Here is a 25,019-nt window from a genome sequence, read left to right as displayed (position 1 = left end):
GCACGATAATAAGTCACTCTGGCCCAGTTTCAGATTTGCCGAACAATTCGCCGACCTGCGTATAGGGTAGTTCCGCAAAGACCCGCAGGGTAAACACCTCCCGGTATGGCTCTGGCAGAGCATGGAGCCGCTGATGGATCTGGCGGGCATTTTCCTGGATGAGCAGATCCTCTTCTACATTCTGAGGGGAAGGCATCTGCTCCAGGGCCTCATCTCCGGCCTGCCGTTTTGCCTTTCTCAAGTAGGAGAGCCAACAGTTCTTCCCAATTTGGCACAGCCATACGGACAGCCGGCATTTTCCTTGAAAGGAGGCGCTGTGTTCAATGGCACGACAGAAGGTCTCCTGGGTCAATTCCTCTGCCAGCGCCTGGTTTCCGCAGAGTCCTGTCAGATAGCGGTACACCACGGGGAACTGCTCCTTGTACAGCTGATCGAAATCCATCCACACCACCTCGCTTTCTGCCTATATGACGCATATCAATGCGGGTTATTACAAAATTGGTACTGCCTTTTTATTTTCTGGAGAGAACAACTTTATTGCCCGTTTTTCAAAAGTGAGCAATAAAGCAAGCAGTCCTACCATTTACAATAAACAAGAGCAATTATACTTGACTTATGAGAATTGCGCAGATTGCAGGTTTATGCTGGAATAATGAAAATATGAAACAAGACCGAAGGCTGGTTAAGAATAACGAGGTGATGGGTCTTGTTTTTATTTCTTGGCTGTATCACACAATAATTAATAATTTTGTGACTATAATCACACTTTTATATATTTTTCGGTAAACGCCGAGTGCCGGAATCCAGAATTAAAATTTAACACACAGAAATTAGAAAGTTGTGTGTGAAATTATTGATTAATTCGATTTGAATGTTATAATAAAATATAAGCACAAAGACGGATTGAGTGTGCGTGGTTTTTAGTAAAAAGTTGGTGAATACGTGGATAAGAAAACACTTTCAAAACAGGTAATTATAGAAAAGGGCGGTATTGCAAAAACATCAGATTTTGTTGCAGCTGGAATACCTGCTGTTGATGTTGTGAATCTTTGTAACACCGGATACCTTGAACGTATTCGACATGGATACTATCAACTTGCCGGTGGGGACACATCTTCTGAAGAACAACTCCTCGCAACACTTATCCCAAAGGCAATTATTTGTGTGGAATCGGCTCTTTTTTATTATGGCTATAGTGACTTTGCGCCTCGGAAATGGTCAATTGCTGTTCCGAGATCCATGTCCCGAACAAAACTGGATATAGATGCACTGACATTGCAGACTTACTATGTACAACCAGAGATATATGAACTGGGCAAAACAACTGCCGATTTTAACGGCATCATCCTTCCTATATATGATCGAGAGCGTACAATTTGTGATTGCTTCAAATATCGTTCAAGACTGGACAATGAAATCTTCAATAAGGCATTGAATGCCTATGCGAATGATCCTCAAAAAGAACTGAGAAACCTTTCAAAATACGCAAAGAAGCTAAGAGTACACAAAAAGGTTACTGAGTTGATGGAGGTGCTACTGAATGGCTGATGCTGCTGCGTCCGTGCTGGCACGGTTAAAGAATAAAGGCAAGGAAACCGGGAGAAGTTATCAGCTTTGCCTGCAGCTTTTCTGCCAGGAAGAATTTCTCCGCCGATTGGAGAAGTCCCAATATGCAGAAAACCTTGTTCTGAAAGGTGGACTGTTTATCTATTCCATTACCGACTTTGACAGCCGTGTGACCGTGGATGTGGATTTTCTGCTCAGAAAAGTTCCGAATACCCCGGAAAAACTGAAAAAAGTTCTGGAAGAGATCATAGCTACACCTACTGGTAATGATTTTGTGACATTTGAAATCACAAATATTGCGCCTATTGCTGTGGCAAAAAAATATGCTGGTATTGGCACTTCCTTAGTCGCAAGGATTAAGAATACCAAAACTCCATTCAGCATCGACTTTGGTGTGGGAGATGTCATTGTGCCAAGTGAGGAAAAGCGCAGGATTCCGACCCAGTTGGAGGGTTTTGCAGCCCCTATGGTAAACACATATTCTCTTGAAACAACTATTGCTGAAAAAATAGATGCCATTCTCAATCTGATGGAGTTCTCGAGCCGAATGAAGGACTACTATGACATCTATTATCTCGCAAACAAATTCGACTTTGACGGTGCGATCCTGACCGAAGCTTTGAGAAAAACCTTTGAAAATCGTGGGCATGTATTCACCGTCGAGCAATTCGAACAAGTGATGGCTTTCGAGAATGACGAAGCTATGCAGAAAAAGTGGAAAGCATTTTGTCGCAAAATTGATACGAAAGCGGATAGTTATAGTACCGTTCTGCGTACAATCAGAGCCTTCCTGACTAAACCAATCGCAGCAATAGTTAACAAGGATGCTTTTAATCGAGAATGGGTTGCGACCACAAATGAATGGCGGCAAAGGGGATAGTACGATGGCTAAGATAATGGAGATTATCGCAAAGGAAACCAAGGGGAAGAGCTACCATACATACAAATATAGCTACGATTCTATTGGTTTGCCTTCCATAGACTATGATGACGACCCCAATAAAATTATGAAGTGGAAAGATTCTGCTGAAACTGGATCTCCAAAGAGACCTATTGATTTAAAACCGTTAGCTGATCAACTCCAAGAGATAGGAGAACCCCCACTTCTTAAATATTTCCTTGATGGTTCACGCCATGTTTTTAAGGTCGATGATATTGCTTATAACAAGCAAGTATTCCCGGTTGTTGCAGGTCAAATTGGCATTGGATGTTGTAAGCGTGAGAATAAACATATGCACAAGGAACGATTTTATCGAGAACTTGTGTTAGCACTCCCTGATAAGGCAAATGCAGACGGATGGAATGACACAGCGTACTTTGCATCAAAGGTTGCGAAAATCAATGAAAGTGAGGAATTGAAACGGTTAGGATTGAAATTTTCTGCAATTCTTCCGTATTCGACTGCCAAAGCAGGAACTGTTGATTCTAAACTTGATACTTTGGCGGTTGCAGCAGTACAGGACTATATGGTCGAAGCGGAAAAAAGGATGGTTGCTGAACTGGTTAAAGATAAACGCCTTGGCCAGGATGCCTATTTATTGAAAGATGGTTCTCTTGAATATAAGATTATGAAAACAGGCAGAGAAGACCTGCGGACTTTGCAGAAAATTAAACATAATTATAGTTGGGTAATTGGCGTTTCAAAATCTTTTAACCCGGAGAGCTGTCTCGACCATACTGGGAAACCAAATTCAAACTATATTGCTGATTTGCCTGTTTATCATAGAACTCCTGTTGCGAGATACGAGAACCGAGAGTTTTTAGGCGATGTTCAATTCGGCGTTTGGTATATCCGCTTGCGTGACAAAAAGAGAACGCAGACACCTTTTGATGGAGTTGTAAAAGTTGAAAAAATAATGATGGATGAGGAAGTTGAAACTGGGATTGATAGCGATGTCGTTGACCTAATTTCCGCGAATATCATTAACGAGCGAAACCCGACATGCTATGGTACGGATCGCAGATGGGCAAACCATTTGTATCCTGTATTTTTAACGGAAACCTATGTTAAAAGCAAATATATCAGCACAGAAATGTTTCTGCACCTTTTTTGAGGAGGAGAGAATATATGGGAAATAATGTTATAGGCCGTGTGCTGGCTACAGAAAAAAGGCCGACAACTATTGATGATTTTACATTTTGGACCGACCCCCAGCTTATTTTGAATCCCTTTGACATTGTTAAGGTGCAGCATGTCAACAATTCGTATTCTTATGGTGTCATCGAAGATATAGCCCATATTACGGATGCTGCCAGCTTTTTAACAAATTTTATTTCCAGCGATTTTGGCGATGTCAATGCAGAAGAAAACACACTTCGTGTTGGAATGAACTATGTCACGGCCAAGGTGGTTTGTAACACAAATAATATTTATATTCCTTTGCAGAGTAATGCAAAGGTAATGTTGGCAACCGCCGAAGAAATCGAATATGCTCTTGGCTTGAATGATATTCGCAATCCGCTGGTGTGCGGATATCTTGAAATGTATGAGGGAACCAAAGACTGCGAAAAGGTAACACTTCCTGTTAGTCTAAATTCCAAATTCATTATCGGCCCAGAAGGCGCTCATCTAAACATTTCCGGTATCTCTGGTCTTGCTTCTAAAACATCGTATGCTATGTTTTTACTTAAAGCAATTCAAGATAGTTATATGAAGAAAGATCCAAAGAACGAGGATGAAGACAGCGTAGCATTTGTTTTGTTTAATGTTAAAGGTAAGGACTTGCTTGCCATTGATCAGATCAATGACTTTGCGGATGAACAAAATCCGGAAGCTGCCAGAAAAGACACTTTTGAGAAGTACGAGAAATTGAAGTTGGCTCCAGAACCGTTCAAGAATGTCCACTATTATTATCCTTATTCTATTCCGAAAACACGGCATTGGAATACCTATATGACGCCAGAAGAGGTTGAAGATAATATCAAGAAGAAAAAAGCGAAGAAATTCAAATACATCTACAAGTACGACAAAGAAAATCTCGACCTGATGTTTGCCAACATTGATGACTCTACGCAGACAATGGAAGCAATTATTAGCTACATTATGTCAGGGCAAGGTGATTTTAACCAGGTGAGTGACTGGCAAGGATTTCTTGAGGCAATAAAAAAGAAATGCTCCACTGAGAATGCCGGAAAAGACAAAGAGATTCCGGTTGCGAGTTGGCGCAAATTTTACAGAATTATCAATAAGAGTATTACGGATAATAAGATTTTTGCAAGGGATATTCGTGAAGAAGATGGGGAAACCCGTATTGGCGATGCACTAAAATATATCAAAAAGAATGAGGTTCATGTAATTGATATTGCAAAACTGTCCGAAGATAAGCAAGCATATGTATTTGGTGATGCTATCCGAACTATTTACGATCTGCAGTTAGGACAATATGCTGGCGAAGAAGGTGTTAATCCGCCGGCAAGAATCGTTATTTTTATTGACGAGCTTAATAAATACGCATCCAAAGAAACGCCGAAGAATTCTCCTATTTTACGGCAGGTTCTGGATGTAGCTGAGAGGGGGCGCTCTCTTGGTGTGGTATTGTTTGCTGCTGAGCAATTTAGAAGTGCCATTCATGATCGAGTTACCGGTAACTGCTCAACGCACGCCTACGGTCGGACAAATTCGATTGAAGTAACAAAAAGCGATTATAAGAGTATTCCTTCTGTTTACAAGACAATGATGACCCGCTTGAAACAGGGAGAATATATTATCCAGAACCCTATTTTTCGTTCTTTACTGAATATTAAGTTCCCGAAGCCGATATATAAACAGTTCAAATGAGGAGATCTTTATGGTAACAGTAGGTAAAAATATACTCGATAACCTTACAACGGGTATGTACTCTGATTCCAAGGTCATCTTTCGTGAATATATTCAGAATGCGTGTGATCAAATTGATCTCGCCATTACATTAGGCATTTTGTCTCCCGGTGAAGGTAGTGTGGATATCTTCGCGGATACAAAGAAGCGATACATCAGTATTAAGGATAATGCAACCGGTGTAAAAGCTGAAAATTTCATCGGAGATGTTGGAGATATTGCAAACAGCAATAAGGAAATTGGCAAAAATAAAGGTTTTCGTGGTATTGGTAGGCTTTGTGGCCTGGCATACTGCAAAACTTTAAAGTTTACCACAAGTTATCTTGGCGAAAATGTAAAATCAATTATGACCTGTAACGCCCAAAAGATGCGAGCCATGCTTGTGGAGAACAAGAAGTATACCCTTGATGAAATTTGGGATGCAATTATAACCTACTCTACCGACGAAGAAAAGCCAGAAGAACATTACTTCGAAGTAGAGATGTTTGACATCAACAAGGAAAATACAGACCTTCTTAATGAAAAGAGAGTACGAGAATATCTCAGTTTTGTTATTCCAGTACCCTATAGGAACACATTTATTCTACGGAGTCATATCTACTCCTATGCTAAGGACCTTGGATATAAAATTGATGAGTATTGTGTACGGGTGAACGGATATCAAATATTCAAGGAATACACGACTAAGCTCAAGGAGCAGAGCGGAGCAACTCTAAAAAACTATGATGAGATCTCTCGATTGGAATTTAAGGACTTCCGCAGTGCAGACGGGAAATTAATTGCCTGGATGTGGGTGGGCCTTTCCAGATTTGAAAAGCAGATACCGAAAGTAAACACCATGAGAGGGCTGCGTTTAAGGAGTTCCAACATCCAGTTAGGTAATGATGATACCCTGCAGGATTTGTTCAAAGAGCATCGAGGAAATTACTATTTCGTGGGTGAAGTTTTTGCCGTTAGTAAAAACCTGATTCCCAACTCTCAGCGTGATTATTTCAATGAAAACGAAACTCGTGTGTTGTTTGAAGACCTGCTGCGAGAGTACTTCTATGATGTGCTTCATAAACTTTACTATGAAGCAAACAGAGTGAAGAATGATTATAAGCGGCAAGAAGAATATCTGGCAAAAGTTTCAGAGTACAAAAAGAAAGAGAAAGAACATGGCTTTATAAGCGAAGAAGAACGTCAGAAACTTCAGTTTGATATTGACAAGGCGAAGAAAAACGCTGAAGAGGCCCGCAAACGGTTGGATAAGTTGGAGACCGGCAATATAGACTCCCCTCTGTCTGAAGTTCGTAAAAGTATCGGACGAAAATACGGTGCTGAAAAGCTGAAGAAAGAGGCTGAACAGACTACTATTACCGCTGAGGATGATAAGAAAAAAACATATGTGACAAGTGGCATGTCTAAGCTATCAAGAAGTGAGAGGAAAATAGTAAGCAAGATATTGTCGATTATCACCGAAGTTGCACCGAAGGATATTGCGGAACAAATTATAGAGAAAATCAAAGAAGAAATGAGATAACACCCTATGAACAGAAAAGTTTTGCTCATCGAACCGAACTACAAAAATAAATACCCACCAATTGGATTAATGAAACTGGCAACTTACTATCGTATGGTCGGGGATGATGTGCGGTTTTATAAAGGCGATATGCGTATGCTTGCCGTAGATCTGATTTGTGAGGATTTAATTAGCCACTTATCCGTTGTTTTCCCAGATGTGTTCTGGAAGGACTACTATCCGACTTTGTCTAAGTTTATAAAACTTGGCAAATACGCTATTCTGGAAAATGATGATATTTTTTCAGATGAGCTTGTATTGGAGGTTGTAAAAGAGTACCGTAACAAGTATAAAAAGAAAGAATATTTTACCAAGCCGAGATTCGATAAAGTAGGCATTACAACACTTTTTACATTTTACTGGGATATCACTATCAAAACAATCAACTTTGCAAAACAGCTGTGCAAAAACGAAACCGATGTAATGGTGGGAGGAATAATGTCATCCATTTTGCCGGATGAAGTCTACGAAGCAACGGGAATACACCCCTTTGTTGGACTGCTTAACCATCCTGGGGACATTGATCCTGGAAACGAGTTGATTATCGATGAGCTGCCTTTAGATTATTCTATTCTGGAAGAGATTGATTATATATATCCGGCCAATAACGCATATTTTGCTTATATGACGAGAGGCTGTGTAAACAAGTGCAGTTTCTGTGCTGTACCTAAATTAGAGCCGCAGTATTGTGATTATATCGAGCTAAAGAAAAGAATTGAACACACAAATAAGCGATTCGGAGCAAGAAAGGATTTGCTCCTTCTTGACAATAATGTTTTGGCATCAAAATGCTATGACCAAATAATTGATGAAATCAAAGATTGCGGATTTGGCGTAGGTGCGATGTATACTCCTCCTAATGAATACGAAATCACTATCAATAATCTACGGGATTCTTATAATGACAGAGCATATATCAGAAAAGCTATTCGTATTTACAAAGAGATTATTGATAAGCTAAAGGATGATGCAGAGAGAACAGAGTTGTATATGCGTTTGGAACAAGCACATTGTCTAAACTATTATTCCGCATCAAAAGAGAATATTTTGGGATTAGACGAGTATGTGCGTCCTTTATATGAAAAAACACATAAACCGACCAAGCGTAAACGTATTGTGGATTTCAATCAGGGAATTGACTCTCGGCTCATTACCAAAGCCAATATGGATAAGTTGGCTGAAGTAAATATCTATCCGCTTCGTATAGCGTTCGACCATTGGGAATTAAAAGATGTTTACGAGCAATCCGTTCGCACGGCCGTAGGCAGTGGCATAAAAAATCTTTCAAATTATCTCTTGTATAACTTTGAGGATAAGCCCGAGGAGTTGTACTACCGTTTGAGAATGAATGTGGATTTGTGTGATGAATTAGGTGCAAACATTTATTCTTTTCCGATGAAGTATCATCCGATAAATGACAAGGAATTTTTTATGAACCGAGATTTTATTGGGAAGCATTGGAACAGAAAATTCATCCGTGCAGTCCAAGCTGTCCTTAACTCGACAAAAGGTAAGATTGGTCGAGGAACAGAATTTTTTGAAGAGGCATTTGGCAGAGATATTGATGAGTTTATGAAAATCCTATGGATGCCAGAGACATTCATCATCTATCGGAGAATTTATGATGCCGATTTGAGAGCAAGGATGGCTCACCGATATACGACGGTAACGAAACATGACTGCGATCTAACAACTGAGTGGTGGCTGAAGTTTTCGGCATTACCTGAAGAGAAACTACTCAAAGCAAAAGCGATTATTGCCCTTAACAAATTCAAAGAGGGCGATTATGAATGCAACGACGAGGAAATTAACACAGTTTTGAACTACTATAAGATAACTCGTGATGATGCAGAAACCAACTAACTCAAAAGGATAAGCGAAACAATGGCGGCAGAGGGGTTCTTTGCCGCCGTTGTCTATTAAGCACAATTCATGTTGTCATTGCCCAAGGAATGAGAGGATCACCAATCATACAATAGCAACATAGTCTGCAATATTTGCGGGGAACGGCTGAAAATAAAACAGTCTGTTCCAGATGGTCTGACCAGTATTTGTGAAAGCTATAAAATAATTTCTTTTTCCGTATATTCTACCCAAGGGTAAAGTAGCACAAGATACCTTCCAGCCAAAGTGATGACATCCAAGATGGATATATAGATGACCAGAACACTCAAGATCGTGTTCAGATCGCCGTTGCCTTCACGTCTGGTGACCTTGCTCCGAAATTGCCGCAGAGCGTACTTGCAGATGTCCCAGATATTCCAGAAGGAGCATTGCTTATCCTGTACCAAGAATTCAGCAGATTTTCCTTAGAGCATTCCGGCAGGTATGCCGCCCGGTCCAACCAGTGTATATCGTTGTAAATCGTATTGCGCACTTCTACTGGAAAAACGCTTCTGGGTTATGGAATAACGGCATCTGAGTTCACAGAGTATATCCAATGCAAATCGGCACACTACTCCACGGAATAAAACTTCCGCTATTTACAGAATTCCTATGCACTATTATACTGAGGGCAGAAAAACAAATGGGAGGTGACCAGATGTCAGAAAGAAAAATCCGTGCCGGGTACTACCGGCGGTACGACGGCAAGGTGGTCTATGTAATCTCTCTGGCCACCGACGCCGACACCGGCGAGGAAAGTGTCATCTGGACCACCTACCCTTTTGCGGCTGTCCCCAGATACTACACCTCCAGCAAAAAGTCCTTCTGTGCCTTTGTGGAAGTGAACGGTGAGCGGAAAGCCAAGTATAAGCGGCTGCTCAACATGAAGATCTCAGGGGAAGCCATAGAGCAGCTGGAGGAAGAGGGATTTCGGGGACCGGTTCGTAAACGGCAGCGACCACAGCCGGATGAAGCATACGACTCCCGCGAGTACCAGCAGTCTCTTACCTACTACGCATACGCAAAAGATCTCTGCAAGCACTACAACTTCGACCGGAACAAATATCGCCTCTGCGTGAAGGAAAAGAGATTTGCCGCCATCACCAAAAGTGACTTTGCCAAACTGAAAGAAGATCTGCAGTTTCTGGACAATGTCCTGAAAACGGTGCTGGTTACATACCAGGGCTATTTCCAGGAGCGGTTCGTGGATGGCCTGTCCATTCGCAAGTATGCGGAAGCCCATCAGCTGAACCGTGGCAGCGTGGACTATCAGCAAAAGAAATTCTTCTCTGCTCTGGCCTCTCTGCTGAAAGAGCGAGACGAGGCGGAGGGAACATGCCGACTGCTGAAACCAGCACAAAAGTAAATAATCCAACCTCAAACGGAGCGCCTGCTACAAAGCAGACGCTCCGTTTTTCTGTCAAATGTATGTCAATAGGATGTGATTTCCCCAATACAAGTAGAGAGGTAACTTGGACGCCATCCAAAAGCTATGTCAAATCTATGTCACACGCAAATGTTCTCGGCTAAAGAAGTAGAGGGAGTTTTGAGAAGGAGATGGTCAACATGAGAGAATCTGTCTACAAGAACTACGGTGAGGTGAAGGTGCTGGGCGTATCACCGTCCAGTGGGTATGAACTGATGCACCAACTGGATTTCCCAGTGCTGCGCGTGGGCAGCCCCATGGTGGTGTCGAAAGAAAATCGCATTCAGTGGCTGGAGGAGCATATGGGAGGTGCTATATGAAGTTCCATCAGTGGCCCAAACGAGATCCCGACAAAAACTATTTCAAGGTCCCCAATGAAGTATTTCACATCGGTCTCAGTTACCCGGAGATCTCCATCTACTGCTATCTGCTGAGCATCGAGGACAGAGAAACCTACCAGTGCTACCCCAGCTACAAGACCATCGGCAAGGCGCTGGGTATGAGTGAGAACACCGTGAGTAAGTATGTGCGCAGCCTGGAGGAGAAAGGTCTCATCCGCACCGAGCCGACTATGGTGCGGAGCAAAGACGGCAGGCCCCTCAACGGGAATCTGTTCTACACCATCCGTCCGATTCAGGCGGCAATCGAATTGTTCTACGAGCGGCAGTTCCAGCAGTTGGAGGAGGACACCGCCCGCCAGAGGGCTGCGGAACGCCTCGCAGAATTGGCCCATGAAAGCACCCAGAACGCCCTGTGTGCGCCTTTTGGAGCGGAAGCGAGTCCCAGTGCCGATCCGAGGTTAGAGGCCCAATTTGGCCCACTTTCGGAGGTGCCTCCGAGGACGAAAGAAAAAGCAGGATAAACGACGGGGTCGCAAGCTCCCCCGTCAGAAGCACCTCTGCCCGCAGTGCGGGCAGTTGCGGGGGCTTTTGCGGGGATTGGAAATGGGGTCAAAATCCGGGCTGTGACATCATCTCTGCGGTCGCAATCCCCGAAAGCCTACTCCCACAAGGAAAAAACAGGGGTCAACCCCCGGAAAGGAGCCAACATGAGCAAAAAAGAGAAATTCCCACTCTACCTGTCGCCGGAGAAAAAGGCCATCCTGGAGCGCCGGTATCAGGAGGACGGGAGCCGGAGTATCACCGCCTTCATTGAGCGGGCGGTGGACTTTTATCTGGACTACCTCAGTGCCAACAGCGCCGGACTGTTTCTCCCCACCTCCATCAAGTCCTACCTGGACGGAAGGATGGGACAGCTGGAGGAGCGGCTGTCCTCCATCGCCTTCCGGCAGGCGGTGGAGCAGGACATGGTGGCCGGTATCCTCGCCGACGCGTATCAGTTCAGCAGCGAAGATCTACGCCGACGGCGGGCGGAGAGCGTTCAAAATGTGCGGAAAACCAATGGCCGCATCTCGCTGGAGCAACGGGTGCGTGATGCTTGGGAGGAGGACGATGAGTGGCAGGATTGATCGTGAAAAGCCCTTATCTCAAGTGCGGAGGCGGCAGTTTGGTCAGCGGCTATCTGCGGTACATCGGCACGCGGGAACGGGTAGAGATCCTCCCGGATGACCGTCCGCCCACTCGAAAGCAGGAGCAACTCATCTCCAAACTGACAAAGGATTTCCCGGAGGCCAAGGAGCTGGGTGAGTATTCCGATTACAAAGACAAGCCCACCAAGGCCAATGCCTCTGTCTTTATCACCCGAGCACTGGAGGAGAACTGGTTTCAAGTGCAGCAGTCAGACGGCTACATGAAGTACATCGCTACTCGGCCTCGTGCGGAACGGCTTGGTGATCACGGGCTCTTTGGTGATGAAGATGCTGTGGACTTGGAGCAGGCCATGCAGGAACTGGATCAGTACAACGGCAATGTGTGGACGCATATCCTCTCACTGAAGCGTGAGGACGCTGCGCGTCTTGGCTATGACAATGCCAAAGCGTGGCGGAACCTGCTCCGAGCCAATCGCAATGAAATCGCCGCCGCCATGAATATCCAACCGAACCACTTCCGCTGGTATGCTGCTTTCCATGACGAGGGAAAGCATCCCCATGTTCACATGATGGCGTGGTCGACCGTACCAGGTGAGGCATATCTTACGCGGGATGGTATCCGCAACATCAAATCTGGGCTCACCAATCAGATCTTCAAACAGGAGATGCTCCACACCTACGAACAGAAGTCACAGTCGAGAGATGAACTGGTGCGGGAGGCCCGCCGCGCAATCCGGCAGCTCACCCAGGAGATGACACGAAACATCTGTACGGCTCCTGAGATTGAGCAGAAAATGGAGCAACTGGCCGGACAACTGGAAACGGTCAAGGGCAAAAAATCCTATGGCTACCTTCCCAAGTCCGTGAAGAAAACCGTGGACGAGGTAGTGGACAAGCTGGAGGAGCTACCGGTAGTGCGTGAGTGCTACGACCGGTGGTGCAGGCTCCAGGGCGAGGTGGAGAGTTACTACCACGACAAACCCAGAGAACGAAGAAAGCTGTCCCAGGAGAAAGAGTTCCGGCAGATCAAAAACGCTGTCATCCAGGAGGCGGAGCACATCCGTCTGGGTGAGATCTCCTTCGAGGATGATGACTTGGCTGAGCACGACGAGCCGGAACCGGCGCGTCGTGAGTCCAATGCCTGCCGTGAACTGTGGCGAATCATTTGGAACGAGGACATTTCTCTGGACTACCGTGACCGGGCGGCAGAGAAGTTGAAACAGGTGGCGGAGCGCGGCGACGCCCATGCGCAATACCGAATAGGACAACTCTACCGGGACGGCCCTCTGCTGATCCCGGACAACCGCAAGGCCAAACACTGGCTCACTCAGGCAGCGAAACAGGGCCTGCCTGAAGCACAGTATGCCCTTGGCAAGCTGCTCCTCTCCGACGATTGGGAGGTGCGGGACCCAGGCGAGGGCATCCGCTGGCTGAAACAGGCAGCGGAAAACGGAAGTCACTTTGCCGCTTACCGTCTGGGCAAAGAGTATCTGGAGGGAAACGCCGTCAACAAGGACACCTCCAAAGCGGCGGATTGGTTTACCAAATCGGCGGAGGCAGGAAACCAGTACGCCCAGTATATGCTGGGCAAACTGTGCCTGACGGGACAGGGACTTCCGCAAGACCAGGCTCAGGCGATGGTGTGGTTCAGCCGTTCCGCCTCCCAGGGGAATCCGTATGCTCAGTTCTTTTTGGAGCAGCGAAATAATCTCCGCCCACCCTCTGTGATGCTGGCAGTCACTCAGCTGCTCTACCACATGAGCCGGATCTTCCAGGACAACTCTGTGCCGCCTGCCGTCCCGACGGGCCAGCAGGTGGACCGAAAACTCAGGCGAAAGATCCAGGAGAAGAAAATTGCGATGGGCCACAAGCCGGATGACCATGAGGAGCAGTGGCCTGAGATGACCATGTAAGCGGCGCAGAATATGAGCCGCAAAACAAAGAATAAAATCCCTTCCACGAGAAGGGTAGAAAGGAATCCAATGAAACGATCCAAGTACAACTCTTTCAGCGAACTCCCCCTGATGCTGACCGTGCAGGATGTGGCTGATGTGCTGGGCATCGGACTGGCCCACGCCTACGAGGTCGCCCACCGGCAGGATTTCCCCACCATCACCCTGGGCAGCCGCATCATCGTACCCCGTGATAAGTTCATGGCGTGGATCGACGATCAGGCGGCCAAAAAGACGGAAATATTTTAGTGGCTATTTCAAAGATTCTGTGGTATTTGTTTGTGTTGCCAAGGAGGGATGATCAATGGCAAAGAAACGAGCAAACGGCGAGGGCAGTATCCGTAAAAAGCCCAACGGCCGCTGGGAGGGCAGATACACCCAGGGCATCGACCCAAGCACCGGCCGCGCCATCCAGAAAAGCGTGTCCGCCCGGACGCAGGCCGAATGCAAGGAGAAACTGGCAAAGGCTATCCGGGACAACCGGGGCATCCCGGTGAACCACGACGAGGACTACACCGTGGCGGGGTGGTGCCGGCTGTGGTTTGAAACCTACAGCAAGCCTGTGATCCGCCCCAACACCGCCAAAACCTATGAGAACATGATCGAGAACCACATTGTACCGGCCATCGGGGGAGTAAAACTCAAACGGCTCACTGCCATCCAGATCCAGAAGATGTACAACGATTCCAAGACCAATGGGCGGGTGCAGCGGTTCGAGAAAAAGACCGACACGGCCCTGTCTGGAAGCACGGTGCGGCGCATCCACATGGTGCTCTCCTCGGCGCTGAAGCAGGCGGTCAAGGAGCGGATCATTCCCTACAACCCCTGCGACAACTGCCGTATCCCACCCAAGGAGAAAAAGGAGATGGCCATCATCCCGTCGGAGAAGCTGGGGGTATATCTCAGCGAGGCGGAGAAGTACGGCGTCCTGCCCATGTTCTTCCTGGAATTATCCAGCGGCCTGCGGCGGGGGGAACTGCTGGCACTCCGGTGGGATGACCTGAATGTGAAAGATCGTATCCTCTCAGTGAGCAAGCAGGTCACCCGGATCGACGGGGAACTGGTGATAACGGAGCCGAAGACGAAGAACTCCGTCCGCAAGGTGGCACTGTCCCAGCAGGCGGTGGACATTCTGGTGCGGGAGCATGAACAGCACCCGGACAATCCCATCCTGTTCCCGTCGCCCCGCACCGGCGGCTATTGGAGCCCAGACGCAGTGTCCAGGATCAACCGGAAGCTGCTGGCGAAGGCTGGCATTGAGGAGCGTGTTCGCTTCCATGATCTGCGTCACACTTTCGCAACGATGGCCCTCTCCAGCGGCGTAGATGTGAAGACCCTGTCCAGCATGCTGGGCCACTATAGCGCAGGGTTTACGCTCGACACCTATACGCACATCACCAACGATATGCAGAGAGGCGCGGCAGAGAAGATCGGCGGCTTCATGGAAACGGCCACGGCCAAACCGGAACCAGAGCCGCCTGACCCGCCGGAGGAGAGCCGGTGCAAGGTAATCCCGTTCGAGAGAGTGGGATAACCGGGGATCTCCATATGGAAAGTCAGAATGCATCCGGAAAGGATGTACTCACAACTTGTCGAAAAAGTCCAGCTTATGCTTGATCTCATTGAGATAAGACACCCAAATGTAGCCGTCTCCGGTTTTCATCCCGGAGGCGGTTTTAATAAACCCATACACCATAAAAGAGGGCATAACAAAAGCGCGTAGTTGTCCCGGATTATGCGCGGTGGAGCCAGTTCCCGCTCGCGGGTGGTCGGCTTATTCATGGACTCGGTCGCTTGGATATACCGTTTCTCCTCTGCATTAGTAGCAATAAAGTCCACTTCCTTGTTTATCACAGGCAAGCATAAAAAGCATGACTGTCCATATTCAACCAGCAGTTCAATGACAACTGATCGAGTTTGGAGTATGCTTGACCCATCGAATCGTTCCGCCGGGGAGTGATATGAGGAGGTATGATCCATGAATATGAAAGATGCATTTCGATTTCAGAATAAGCTGAAAGCTCTGATGTGTGAGGCCACTGCCATTCTTGAGGATCGGCGCAATATCGTCAAGGTCAAGACCACACATCTTCGGAGCAAGGTCATGTCCGATACCCAGGATGCTGTAGTGGAGGAAGCTGCTCCCAGTGAGTATGCCGGCCATGCCAACGAGGTAGCCGCCTTCCTCATGTCCCTGCTGGAGGAGCGGGAGAAATTGTGTCGGGCTATCCATACTGCCAAGAACTCTTTGGATTTGGATATGGACAGCGAGGTGGGCCTGAACCGGCAGCGTCAGGACCTGGCTGAGGTATTCCGCCACATGGCCATGCTTCGCAACAGCGAAAAGACCATTGCCGGCGGAGGCTCCGGCTTCCGATTCAACGGCGAGGGAAACCAGGTCTCCTACCGATGTGATGCCACGCAGGTCACCACCATCGACTTTGACCGGAACAAGATCCGGGGCATGGCTACGGCGCTCAGCAAGAAGGCCGACGAGATCTCCATGTCCCTGGATAAGTGTCTGGTCAACACCGAGGTATCCTATGAGCCGCCATTTGACATGAATGATAGCTTTGAGGATATCCTCAGCGACTTCATCGAAAAGAGCACGGCTGCATAAATGCCGCCACCACACCTTCAGGTGTGGTGGGCGTGGCAGAATGGATAGGCGGTGATGATCGGTTCAGGCGCAGATGAATTATGATGCTGCGCACTCCCCAGCAAAGAATGGACTGCATCTGATGAATGCAACATGAGCTCATAACTCATTGTGAAAGGCTCGTCAGTCGCCTCCATCCTCGTCCACCGAAATACTGCCATTTCTAACACATATCCATTGTCAAAAGCAGAATTCGACCTTATCCTTCTCTGATACTTGCCATAATGGCGTGATATTCTATTTATGAAGTCGCTTGTTCACACAAGGGCTGCAGTCGTCCAGTAGGATCGCGGCAGGCCTATGGTCACAGGCGGATAAGGATCTAAGCGGTTTTGAAATTCTGCCATGCCCACTGTACCTGAAGAAAGTTCCCCATAAAAAGACCTGAGCAGCAGGCGGCTGCCTGCTGCTCCCAAGAAACGATATGAGAAGTGGAGATGATGATCTCGTTCATCGGCACCTGGAGCAAAGCGCTCAGTGCATAGAGGTTATCTACACTGGGAAGGCTCTGGCCCCGCTGCCATTTGTAGATGGCTTGCGGCTCCTCAAATCCGAAATAGAGCTGGAGATCTCGGACTGTCAGGCCGCGATCCTTCCGGAGCCGGCAGATATTCGCCCCGGTAGCCACAGGATCGATGACAGGAAACTGAATCATGGACATATGGATCGCCTCCATTCATCAGGATGATCTCCGCCTCAGCGGAGTACTTCAGCATACCTGATGTGCTCTAAAATAGCAAGCGATCTTTGACATTTGTAATGAGATTGTTATAGAAGAGTCTACGATCGGAACATCTTCGGTTCCATCCGTATATCAGCCAGCGATTGCTGTGCTGTGCCCTCTGGGGTGCTCACACCAAGACAAAAAGAAGGAGATGATCAGCTGTGACGCAGTTGGTTCCATTGGACAAACGCAGTAAGAAAGCCTGGCGGGAATACCACGCGAAACAGCGTGGCTCCTGGCACGGGGTCAACCCAATCACCCGAACCGTACAGAGCAGGAAGACTTATGACAGAGCAAGAGTTAAACAAGCGGATCGCCGAGATCTTGGGATCTACTAAAAACGAGCCCGGATGCGGCCGGCGTTCCGGCCGCCAATATCGCCGTACCCAATGTGTCAAGCACTCAGACCATCTTCTGTTTCTCATTCAGCACAGCAGGTATGCACCAAACATGGGGTATATCAAGGGAGACTATGAGAGATTAAGAACGTTACTTCATTCTGGACTGCATGTTCAGTATATGAAGTCCAGCAATTGTCAACGGTATCTGAAGCGAAGATCCAATCGAAAGGTCCGTAAGTATTTCGACCTATCGAAGAAGGGCAACCAGTATCGCAAAGTGTTCGAATACTGGTGGACGCTCTATTGAATTTAAGATTGTCAAAGATTGACTTATAGCAAGAGAAATCCTGCTTCACGACCTACACAGCGTAGACATACGATCAGGAGTAGCCGACAACGGGACCGATAGAAACGGCAAAATGCGGAAGTTTCCCCGTTAGGGATGGGTTAGGGATTTGGTGGTTTCGGCGGCTATCCTCGTTCGTGTGTCCACCGCATCTCCGCCCTTGGAACCGCCGCAAAACAGCAATCTCCAAACCACAAAAGCTGAACTCAAAACGCAGAAAAACCGCCTAAACAGGCGGTTTTTCTAAGAAAGGTGGTCCGAGTGACAGGATTCGAACCTGCGGCATCCTGCTCCCAAAGCAGGCGCGCTACCAACTGCGCTACACCCGGATATGAAGTTGTGGGGTGGCCCGGGCGTATTCTCCCAAAGCAGGCGCGCTACCAGCTGCGCTACACCTCGAAGGGCAAATATTTGCCTATATAGTTTACCATGCAATCGGGCGATGCGTCAAGTACCAAAACCTGCGGTCGGTTTCTCAGGTGAAATTTGTGCAAAATTTCCCGGGTTTTTCCGCGCTTTTCCTTGACTTTACCGGGTAAACTGGTAGACTAACTGTATATACTCTTAAATCTATGTGTGTATACGCCATATACGCCGAAAGGAGAACAACAAAAAATGAAGAACAGCGAAAAGACCATGGAAAAAATCGTTGCCCTGTGCAAGGGTCGCGGTTTTGTGTACGCCGGCTCGGAGATTTACGGCGGCCTTGCGAACACCTGGGACTACGGCCCGCTTGGTGTTGAGTTTAAGAACAATGTCAAGGCAGCATGGCGCAAGAAGTTTGTGCAGGAGTCCCCGTACAACGTCGGTCTGGATTCTGCCATCCTGATGAACCCGACGACCTGGGTTGCATCCGGTCATGTCGGCGGTTTTTCCGACCCGCTGATGGACTGCAAGGACTGCAAGACCCGTCACCGTGCTGACCAGCTGATCGAGGAGACCACCGGTGAGAATCCGGCAGGCTGGTCGAACGAGCAGATGATGGCATATATTAATGAGCATCAGATCGCATGCCCGAACTGCGGCGGTCACAACTTCACCGATATCCGTCAGTTCAACCTGATGTTTAAGACCTTCCAGGGTGTCACCGAGAACGCAAAGAACGAGATCTTCCTGCGTCCCGAGACCGCGCAGGGTATTTTCGTTAACTTCCAGAATATCCAGCGTACCACCCGTAAGAAGATTCCCTTCGGTGTTGGTCAGGTTGGTAAGTCGTTCCGTAACGAGATCACCCCGGGTAACTTCACTTTCCGTACCCGTGAGTTTGAGCAGATGGAGCTCGAGTTCTTCTGCAAGCCGGGCACTGATCTGGAGTGGTTCAAGTACTGGAAGGACGCATGCCACAACTGGCTGCTGTCGCTGGGCATGAAGGACGAGAACCTGCGTCTGCGTGACCACGACCCGGAGGAGCTGTCGCACTACTCCAACGCAACCACCGATATCGAGTTCCTGTTCCCGTTCGGCTGGGGCGAGCTGTGGGGCATCGCAGACCGTACCGATTTCGACCTGACCCAGCATCAGAAGACTTCGGGCGTATCGATGGAATACTTCGATCAGGAAGCAAACGAGAAGTACATTCCGTACGTTATCGAGCCGTCTCTGGGTGCTGACCGTGTTGCACTGGCATTCCTGTGCGACGCATACGACGAGGAAGTTGTTGGTCAGGATAAGAACGGTAAGGACGACGTGCGCACCGTACTGCGTCTGCATCCGGCTCTGGCACCGTTCAAGGCTGCTGTTCTGCCGCTGTCCAAAAAGCTGACCGAGCAGGCAATGCCGGTATGGGAGAAGCTGTCCAAGAAGTTCAATGTAGACTTTGATGATGCTGGTTCCATCGGTAAGCGTTACCGCCGTGAGGACGAGATCGGTACCCCGTACTGCATCACGGTTGACTTTGAGACCGAGCAGGATGGCTGCGTCACCGTTCGTGATCGTGATACCATGGAGCAGGAGCGCGTGAAGATCGACGATCTGGTACACTACCTGGCAAAGAAGATCGCATTCTAAGATCAGCACCGCACCCAATGTGGAAGCTTTCGCCAGCCTTTCTCGAAAGGCTGCGGGTTCTCAGGGCAGAGCCCTGAGACGCGGCTCGCAAGCCGCGGAATCCCCTATTTGATTTTCGCGTTTGCGAAAATCAACAAAAAGGAAAAAATAAAGCGCACTCCGCAGAGTGCGCAATCTCTAAAAAGACCGTCCGAGAGGACGGTCTTTTTCTTGTGTTTGTTTTGGTTGATTCCCGGGGCGAACACCGGGAATCAAAGGGGATTCCGCGCTCTGCGGAGCGCGGCCAGCCTGCGCGGCTGGATCGCGCCGGGTCGCAGACCCGGACCCGCTTATCGCCTGCGGGCGGGAATTAAACTCACTCGTCGACCACAGGAGCCGGGGGTGCATGTTCATCTAGGTGCTTATCCCACAGATAATGCTTGGTTTCCTTGACGATGACACCGGACAGCAGCAGGATAGACACCAGATTGGGGAATGCCATCAGGCCATTCATCAGGTCGGAGAAAGTCCAGATAATACCAAGATCGGCAATCGCACCGTAGAACAGGACAACGAGGAAAACGATACGATAAATCATAACGCGCTTTGCGCCAAACAGGTAGGTGACGCAGCGCTCGCCGTAGTACGACCAGCCCAGAATGGTGGTAAATGCGAAGATGGACAGCGCAATCGCCAGAACGTAGCTGCCAACGTAGGGGAGCTGAGAGAATGCAATCTGCGTCAGCGCATCATCCTTGACATTCACATACAGTTCAGGCAGACGCAGCTGAGTGGATACGATGACGATACCGGTGATAGCACATACGATAACCGTGTCCCAGAACGTACCAGTCATGGAGACCAGCGCCTGACGGACGGGGTTTTTGGTCTGTGCGGAAGCGGCAGCGATGGGAGCCGTACCCAGACCGGATTCATTGGAGAACAGACCGCGTGCGACACCATACTTGCAGGCAATCATCATAGCCGAGCCCAGAAAACCACCGGTGATGGACTTGAGCGAGAAAGCCGAGGTGACGATGGTGCCGAGTGCAGGCAGCAGGAAAGCACGGTTTAAGAACAGGATGACCGCGCAGCCGATGATGTAGAACAGCGCCATAAAGGGCACGAGCTTTTCGCACACGCGGGAAATCTGCTTAACGCCGCCCAGAATAACGACAGCAGTCAGAATGGTAACAACGATACCCGAGATCGCCGGATTGACACCGAACGAAGTACGAATGACATCGGTGATTGCGTGAGACTGCACGGTGCAGCCAGCGCCGAAGGTTGCCAGAACGGCAAAAACGGCGAACAGGACAGCCAGCCACTTGATACCCAGACCGCGTTCGATGGTGTACATCGGGCCGCCGGCCATCGAGCCATCCTTGAGGCGGACGCGGTACTTAACCGACAGGAGCGATTCTGCGTACTTGGTGGAGATACCGAACACGCCGGTCATCCAGCACCAGAACACCGCGCCGGGGCCGCCGAGTGCGATTGCGGTCGAGACACCAATGATGTTGCCCGTGCCGATGGTCGCCGCGAGCGCGGTTGCCAGCGCGCCGAACTGCGAGATATCGCCGTGCGCGCCGTCATCGGACTGGGTAGATAATTTGACGGCACGGAATGTGTGCCGTTGGATGAACTTGAGACGGAACGTCAAAAACAGATGCGTTCCGAAGAGCAGCACGATCATCGGGACACCCCAGATGAAGTCGCGCAGCCAAGAGATCGCGTTTTCTAACATGACTGAAATTACCCTTCCTTTTGTTTCAGCGGCACCGCCGCTCTTTTTTTCTTACACACAACGCTTATTATTATAGCACAAAGAGCTGTGTTTTGGAGAAAACAGCGGAAAATAAGCAAAAAATACGGGTTTTCGGTTGCAAGGGTAGGAAAAATGACAAAGCCAACAATAAAAATTTCTGATTTATAATATAAAAACAGGAAAATTTTCGGAACATGCCGGAAAAATTAAGTCACGAGCGAAAAAATTAAACTGTTTTGCGGCCTGGATTTTAAAAATTTTGGTGATAGGATGCGCGCCTTGCGGCCAATGACCCGGAATGGTATAATGGTACAAAATCGAAAAGCGAGGTGTGACATGGAAACCAATCGGTATATTATTGATTTTTATAATCAATATGATGAGGACAATCGACTGACACCGCAGCACGGTCAGGTAGAGTTTTTGACCACGATGCGATACATCGAGCGGTATATCAAGCCGGGCGACCGGGTGCTTGAGATCGGCACCGGTACCGGACGATATGCGCATGCACTGGCGCGTCAGGGGTATGCGGTGGACGCGGTCGAGCTTGTACAGCACAACATTGACCGCTTCCGGCAGAATACGCAGCCGGGCGAGCAGATCACCATCGTGCAGGGAAATGCGCTGGATCTGTCGGCCTTTGCCGATGAACAGTATGACATCACCTTGCTCTTGGGGCCGTTATATCATCTGTACAGCCAGGACGACCAGCGGCAGGCGCTGCGCGAGGCCATTCGTGTCACGCGCCCGGGCGGCGTGATTTTTGCGGCCTATGTCATCTCGGACGGCTGTCTGATCGACGAGGGCTTCAACCGGGAAAACATCAGTGTAGCCGATTATATCCGCGATGGCCTGCTCGACGGGCAGACGTTTGCAGCGACCTCGCAGCCAAAAGATCTGTTTGAGCTGGTGCGCAAAGAGGATGTTGACCGGCTGATGGAAGTTTTCCCCACAACGCGCCTGCACTATGTTGCCTCCGATGGTTGTGCGCTGCTTTTACGCGAGGCAATTGACCGCATGGATGCGCAGACCTTTGCGCTGTACCTGAACTATCACTTTGCAACCTGTGAGCGGCCGGATTTCATGGGTTTGACCAGCCATGCGCTGGATATCTTCCGAAAATAGAATACCACTGATTTTAGGATAAAAAAGGGAGCGTCCGCTGCGTGATTGCAGCAGACGCTCCTTGTATTTTTTGTAAAAGATAAGCCGGGGTAGAACAGAAGGCTTACTGCTCGCCGCCCATGAGCTTGACCATAACGGCCTTCTGTGCGTGCAGTCTGTTTTCTGCCTCTTCGAACAGCTCGTCTGCGTGTGCTTCGAAGACCTCGTCGGTGATCTCCTGACCGCGGTAAGCGGGCAGACAGTGCTGAACCATAGCGTCCTCGTGTGCGGCAGCCATGAGGGTATCGTTGACCTGATAGCCCTGGAACGCCTTGGCGCGTGCTTCCTTCTCGGCCTCCTGACCCATAGAAGCCCAGGTGTCAGTGTAGACGACGTCGGCGTTTGCAGCAGCCTCCATCGGGTCGGTGGTGAGCATGAAGTTGGGGTTGCCCTTGGCGAACTCGAGCACGGTCGGGTCGGGCTGATAGCCCTCGGGGCAGGCGATGTGAACCTTCATGCCGGTCTTGAGGCCGCCGACGATGAGGGAGTTTGCCATGTTGTTGCCGTCGCCGATGTAGGTCAGCTGGATGCCGTCGAGCGAGGCGTACTTCTCGCGGATGGTCATGAGGTCGGCCAGAACCTGGCAGGGATGACAGAAGTCGGTCAGACCGTTGATGATCGGGATGGAGCCGTACTCTGCGAGGTCCTCGACTTCCTTCTGTGCGAAGGTACGGATCATGATGCCGTCGAGGTAGCGGGACAGAACGCGAGCGGTGTCCTGAACGGGTTCGCCGCGGCCGATCTGCAGGTCACGGGAGGACAGGAACAGCGCCTGACCGCCGAGCTGATACATACCGGTCTCAAAGGAAACACGGGTACGGGTGGAGGACTTCTGGAAGATCATGCCCAGAGACTTGCCTTCGAGCAGGCGGTGCGGGATGTTGTTCTTCTTCTCGTATTTGAGCTGGTCTGCCAGGTCGAGGATGGAAACGATCTCCTCAGAGGACAGATCGAGCAGCTTGAGCAGGTGTTTCATGGTGCAATATCCTTTCTATCAGTCACAAAATACGGTTTTCATGATGGCGATGGCCTCGTCGAGCTCCTCATAGGTGATGGTGAGCGGCGGCAGCAGGCGGACAGCGTTTTTGCCTGCCGTGATGACGAGTACGCCGTGCTCGATGAGCTTGTTTGCGAAGACGCTGTGCTGACCCTCATCGACGATGATGCCGAGCATCAGACCCTTGCCGCGCACGCCGTGGATGGCGGGAGAGCCAAGCGACAGGATGGCATTTTTGAGGTATTCGCCCTTTTCGCGGACTTCCGCGAGGAATTTCTCGTCGTTTACGATGGAGAGTACAGCGTTTGCAGCGGCGCAGACGGTCGGGGTACCGCCGAAGGTGGTCGCATGGGTGCCCGGAGTCAGCACATCGCAGCAGTTCTTCGCTGCCATGACCGCGCCGATCGGCACGCCGCCGCCCAGACCCTTGGCCATGGTCACGACATCGGGCAGGATGCCGTACTGCTGGAAGCAGAACAGCGAGCCGGTACGGCCGATGCCGGTCTGCACTTCGTCCACGATGAGCAGCAGATCCTTCTCGGTGCACAGCTCACGGACAGCCTGTACAAAGGCCGGGTCCTGCGGGAGCACGCCGCCCTCACCCTGAATGAGCTCGAACATAACAGCGCAGGTCGAGTCGTCGATCTTGGATTTGAGGTCGTCCAGATCGCCTGCGGTTGCGTAGTCAAAGCCCTCGGTGAAGGGGAAGAAGTAGTCGTGGAAGCGGGTCTGACCGGTTGCCTTCAGCGTGGTCACTGTACGGCCATGGAAGGAGTTCCAAAGGGTGATGATCTTGCTGCGGCCCTTGCCGTACTTGTCGTAGCTGTATTTACGTGCGAGCTTGATGGCGCCCTCGTTGGCCTCTGCGCCCGAGTTTGCGAAGAAGACCTTGCCCATGCCGGTTGCCTCGACCAGTGTCTTTGCGGTCTGCACCATGGGTGCGGTGGTGAACAGGTTGGACACGTGCATGAGCTTGTGAATCTGTTCCTCGATGGCGTGGGTGAGGACGGGGTGATTATAGCCTAAGCAGTTTACGCCGATGCCAGATGCCAGGTCGATATAGCGCTTGCCCTCGACGTCCCAGAGCTGTGCGCCCTGACCGTGGTCAAGTGCGATGGGGAAGCGGCCATAGGTCTGCATGACGTATTGCTGTTCTTCTGATTTGAGTTCCTGATAAGTCATAGATGATCCCTTCTATTGTGAGAGATGGGTGAGGTCGTTCTGGGGATGATTGGGAAGAGAACGACAATTTAGTTGATTTTTTCTCGTGGAAGATCGAAAAAATCAAGAAGGAGTTTCGCCGTCTGCGGACGGCGACCAGGCTGCGCGCCTGGAC

At 49.3% G+C, this 25,019-nt stretch carries 21 protein-coding genes and 1 tRNA gene; 16 read left to right on the top strand and 6 right to left on the bottom strand.

What is annotated here, in order from left to right; all coding sequences use genetic code 11:
* Positions 1–13 precede the first annotated feature (13 nt).
* A complete protein-coding gene (locus B5F17_RS09910; RefSeq protein WP_242968735.1) occupies positions 14–442 on the bottom strand; it encodes an RNA polymerase sigma factor in 429 nt (142 codons plus the stop codon).
* 500 nt (positions 443–942) lie between these two features.
* Between B5F17_RS09910 and B5F17_RS09905 the strand changes: the two genes are divergently transcribed.
* From B5F17_RS09905 to B5F17_RS09830, 14 genes are all read left to right on the top strand, one after another.
* Positions 943–1,548 carry a type IV toxin-antitoxin system AbiEi family antitoxin domain-containing protein gene (locus B5F17_RS09905; protein ID WP_040647883.1) on the top strand — a complete coding sequence of 202 codons (606 nt, stop codon included), beginning with the start codon at positions 943–945 and terminating at the stop codon, positions 1,546–1,548.
* Positions 1,541–2,446, top strand: a complete 906-nt coding sequence (locus B5F17_RS09900; RefSeq protein WP_087373486.1) for a nucleotidyl transferase AbiEii/AbiGii toxin family protein — start codon at positions 1,541–1,543, stop codon at positions 2,444–2,446. Before B5F17_RS09905 ends, B5F17_RS09900 begins: the two co-directional genes overlap by 8 nt.
* Before the next feature lie 4 nt (positions 2,447–2,450).
* Positions 2,451–3,620, top strand: a complete 1,170-nt coding sequence (locus tag B5F17_RS09895) for a DNA double-strand break repair nuclease NurA (protein ID WP_242968734.1) — start codon at positions 2,451–2,453, stop codon at positions 3,618–3,620.
* 14 nt (positions 3,621–3,634) lie between these two features.
* Positions 3,635–5,344, top strand: a complete 1,710-nt coding sequence (locus B5F17_RS09890) for an ATP-binding protein (RefSeq protein ID WP_087373482.1) — start codon at positions 3,635–3,637, stop codon at positions 5,342–5,344.
* A gap of 10 nt (positions 5,345–5,354) precedes the next feature.
* Positions 5,355–6,905, top strand: coding sequence for an ATP-binding protein (locus B5F17_RS09885; RefSeq protein WP_087373480.1), 1,551 nt, complete (start codon positions 5,355–5,357; stop codon positions 6,903–6,905).
* Positions 6,906–6,911: 6 nt separating this feature from the next.
* Entirely contained in the window at positions 6,912–8,807 is a 1,896-nt protein-coding gene (locus B5F17_RS09880; protein ID WP_087373478.1) for a radical SAM protein, read from the top strand.
* A 679-nt stretch (positions 8,808–9,486) separates the two neighbouring features.
* On the top strand, positions 9,487–10,194 hold the full coding sequence (locus B5F17_RS09870; RefSeq protein WP_087373473.1) for a hypothetical protein: 708 nt from the start codon (positions 9,487–9,489) through the stop codon (positions 10,192–10,194).
* Positions 10,195–10,394: 200 nt separating this feature from the next.
* Positions 10,395–10,574: a DNA-binding protein gene (locus B5F17_RS09865; RefSeq protein ID WP_087373471.1), complete on the top strand. Its 180-nt coding sequence runs from the start codon at positions 10,395–10,397 to the stop codon at positions 10,572–10,574.
* Positions 10,571–11,116: a helix-turn-helix domain-containing protein gene (locus B5F17_RS09860; RefSeq protein WP_087373469.1), complete on the top strand. Its 546-nt coding sequence runs from the start codon at positions 10,571–10,573 to the stop codon at positions 11,114–11,116. The genes B5F17_RS09865 and B5F17_RS09860 overlap by 4 nt, the downstream gene beginning before the upstream one ends.
* 186 nt (positions 11,117–11,302) lie before the next feature.
* Positions 11,303–11,722, top strand: coding sequence for a hypothetical protein (locus tag B5F17_RS09855; RefSeq protein WP_087299081.1), 420 nt, complete (start codon positions 11,303–11,305; stop codon positions 11,720–11,722).
* A complete protein-coding gene (gene mobP3, locus B5F17_RS09850) occupies positions 11,710–13,656 on the top strand; it encodes a MobP3 family relaxase (protein WP_164470511.1) in 1,947 nt (648 codons plus the stop codon). The genes B5F17_RS09855 and mobP3 overlap by 13 nt, the downstream gene beginning before the upstream one ends.
* Before the next feature lie 69 nt (positions 13,657–13,725).
* Entirely contained in the window at positions 13,726–13,944 is a 219-nt protein-coding gene (locus tag B5F17_RS09845; RefSeq protein WP_087373467.1) for a helix-turn-helix domain-containing protein, read from the top strand.
* Between the two features lie 55 nt (positions 13,945–13,999).
* Positions 14,000–15,229 carry a tyrosine-type recombinase/integrase gene (locus B5F17_RS09840; RefSeq protein WP_087373466.1) on the top strand — a complete coding sequence of 410 codons (1,230 nt, stop codon included), beginning with the start codon at positions 14,000–14,002 and terminating at the stop codon, positions 15,227–15,229.
* A gap of 444 nt (positions 15,230–15,673) precedes the next feature.
* Positions 15,674–16,315, top strand: a complete 642-nt coding sequence (locus B5F17_RS09830; RefSeq protein ID WP_006574940.1) for a hypothetical protein — start codon at positions 15,674–15,676, stop codon at positions 16,313–16,315.
* Between the two features lie 361 nt (positions 16,316–16,676).
* Here B5F17_RS09830 and B5F17_RS15320 read toward each other — a convergent pair whose 3' ends face one another.
* Together B5F17_RS15320 and B5F17_RS09815 are read right to left on the bottom strand one after the other, a co-directional pair.
* Complete coding sequence (locus tag B5F17_RS15320) at positions 16,677–17,015, bottom strand: helix-turn-helix domain-containing protein (RefSeq protein WP_341349310.1); 339 nt, start codon at positions 17,013–17,015, stop codon at positions 16,677–16,679.
* A 1,003-nt stretch (positions 17,016–18,018) separates the two neighbouring features.
* A tRNA-Pro gene (locus B5F17_RS09815) sits at positions 18,019–18,094 on the bottom strand.
* A gap of 286 nt (positions 18,095–18,380) precedes the next feature.
* Here B5F17_RS09815 and B5F17_RS09810 point away from each other — a divergent pair.
* Complete coding sequence (locus tag B5F17_RS09810) at positions 18,381–19,772, top strand: glycine--tRNA ligase (protein WP_016148556.1); 1,392 nt, start codon at positions 18,381–18,383, stop codon at positions 19,770–19,772.
* 355 nt (positions 19,773–20,127) lie between these two features.
* On the opposite strand, the gene B5F17_RS09805 is transcribed toward B5F17_RS09810, so the two are convergent.
* Complete coding sequence (locus B5F17_RS09805) at positions 20,128–21,498, bottom strand: alanine/glycine:cation symporter family protein (RefSeq protein ID WP_087373461.1); 1,371 nt, start codon at positions 21,496–21,498, stop codon at positions 20,128–20,130.
* 357 nt (positions 21,499–21,855) lie between these two features.
* Here B5F17_RS09805 and B5F17_RS09800 point away from each other — a divergent pair, with 357 nt between their 5' ends.
* Positions 21,856–22,647, top strand: a complete 792-nt coding sequence (locus B5F17_RS09800; RefSeq protein WP_087373459.1) for a class I SAM-dependent methyltransferase — start codon at positions 21,856–21,858, stop codon at positions 22,645–22,647.
* 103 nt (positions 22,648–22,750) lie between these two features.
* Here the strand turns inward: B5F17_RS09800 and argF are convergent, their stop codons facing one another.
* Together argF and B5F17_RS09790 are read right to left on the bottom strand one after the other, a co-directional pair.
* Complete coding sequence (argF, locus tag B5F17_RS09795) at positions 22,751–23,662, bottom strand: ornithine carbamoyltransferase (protein WP_087373457.1); 912 nt, start codon at positions 23,660–23,662, stop codon at positions 22,751–22,753.
* Positions 23,663–23,680: 18 nt separating this feature from the next.
* Positions 23,681–24,865 carry an acetylornithine transaminase gene (locus B5F17_RS09790; protein ID WP_087373455.1) on the bottom strand — a complete coding sequence of 395 codons (1,185 nt, stop codon included), beginning with the start codon at positions 24,863–24,865 and terminating at the stop codon, positions 23,681–23,683.
* Positions 24,866–25,019: the final 154 nt, after the last annotated feature.

It is taken from the genome of Butyricicoccus pullicaecorum (assembly GCF_002160355.1).
Classification (GTDB): Bacteria; Bacillota; Clostridia; order Oscillospirales; family Butyricicoccaceae; genus Butyricicoccus; species Butyricicoccus pullicaecorum.
This window is presented reverse-complemented; position numbering and strand designations above follow the sequence as displayed.

What these genes read in the sequence shown, in the direction of transcription:
- B5F17_RS09810 (WP_016148556.1), top strand. Translation starts at nt 18,381, where the DNA reads ATGAAGAACAGCGAAAAGACCATGGAAAAAATCGTTGCCCTGTGCAAG.
- B5F17_RS09880 (WP_087373478.1), top strand. Translation starts at nt 6,912, where the DNA reads ATGAACAGAAAAGTTTTGCTCATCGAACCGAACTACAAAAATAAATAC.
- B5F17_RS09840 (WP_087373466.1), top strand. Translation starts at nt 14,000, where the DNA reads ATGGCAAAGAAACGAGCAAACGGCGAGGGCAGTATCCGTAAAAAGCCC.
- B5F17_RS09890 (WP_087373482.1), top strand. Translation starts at nt 3,635, where the DNA reads ATGGGAAATAATGTTATAGGCCGTGTGCTGGCTACAGAAAAAAGGCCG.
- B5F17_RS09790 (WP_087373455.1), bottom strand. Translation starts at nt 24,865, where the DNA reads ATGACTTATCAGGAACTCAAATCAGAAGAACAGCAATACGTCATGCAG.
- B5F17_RS09855 (WP_087299081.1), top strand. Translation starts at nt 11,303, where the DNA reads ATGAGCAAAAAAGAGAAATTCCCACTCTACCTGTCGCCGGAGAAAAAG.
- B5F17_RS09860 (WP_087373469.1), top strand. Translation starts at nt 10,571, where the DNA reads ATGAAGTTCCATCAGTGGCCCAAACGAGATCCCGACAAAAACTATTTC.
- B5F17_RS09805 (WP_087373461.1), bottom strand. Translation starts at nt 21,498, where the DNA reads ATGTTAGAAAACGCGATCTCTTGGCTGCGCGACTTCATCTGGGGTGTC.
- B5F17_RS15320 (WP_341349310.1), bottom strand. Translation starts at nt 17,015, where the DNA reads ATGTCCATGATTCAGTTTCCTGTCATCGATCCTGTGGCTACCGGGGCG.
- B5F17_RS09830 (WP_006574940.1), top strand. Translation starts at nt 15,674, where the DNA reads ATGAATATGAAAGATGCATTTCGATTTCAGAATAAGCTGAAAGCTCTG.
- B5F17_RS09800 (WP_087373459.1), top strand. Translation starts at nt 21,856, where the DNA reads ATGGAAACCAATCGGTATATTATTGATTTTTATAATCAATATGATGAG.
- argF (WP_087373457.1), bottom strand. Translation starts at nt 23,662, where the DNA reads ATGAAACACCTGCTCAAGCTGCTCGATCTGTCCTCTGAGGAGATCGTT.
- B5F17_RS09870 (WP_087373473.1), top strand. Translation starts at nt 9,487, where the DNA reads ATGTCAGAAAGAAAAATCCGTGCCGGGTACTACCGGCGGTACGACGGC.
- B5F17_RS09845 (WP_087373467.1), top strand. Translation starts at nt 13,726, where the DNA reads ATGAAACGATCCAAGTACAACTCTTTCAGCGAACTCCCCCTGATGCTG.
- B5F17_RS09885 (WP_087373480.1), top strand. Translation starts at nt 5,355, where the DNA reads ATGGTAACAGTAGGTAAAAATATACTCGATAACCTTACAACGGGTATG.
- B5F17_RS09900 (WP_087373486.1), top strand. Translation starts at nt 1,541, where the DNA reads ATGGCTGATGCTGCTGCGTCCGTGCTGGCACGGTTAAAGAATAAAGGC.
- B5F17_RS09910 (WP_242968735.1), bottom strand. Translation starts at nt 442, where the DNA reads ATGGATTTCGATCAGCTGTACAAGGAGCAGTTCCCCGTGGTGTACCGC.
- B5F17_RS09865 (WP_087373471.1), top strand. Translation starts at nt 10,395, where the DNA reads ATGAGAGAATCTGTCTACAAGAACTACGGTGAGGTGAAGGTGCTGGGC.
- B5F17_RS09895 (WP_242968734.1), top strand. Translation starts at nt 2,451, where the DNA reads ATGGCTAAGATAATGGAGATTATCGCAAAGGAAACCAAGGGGAAGAGC.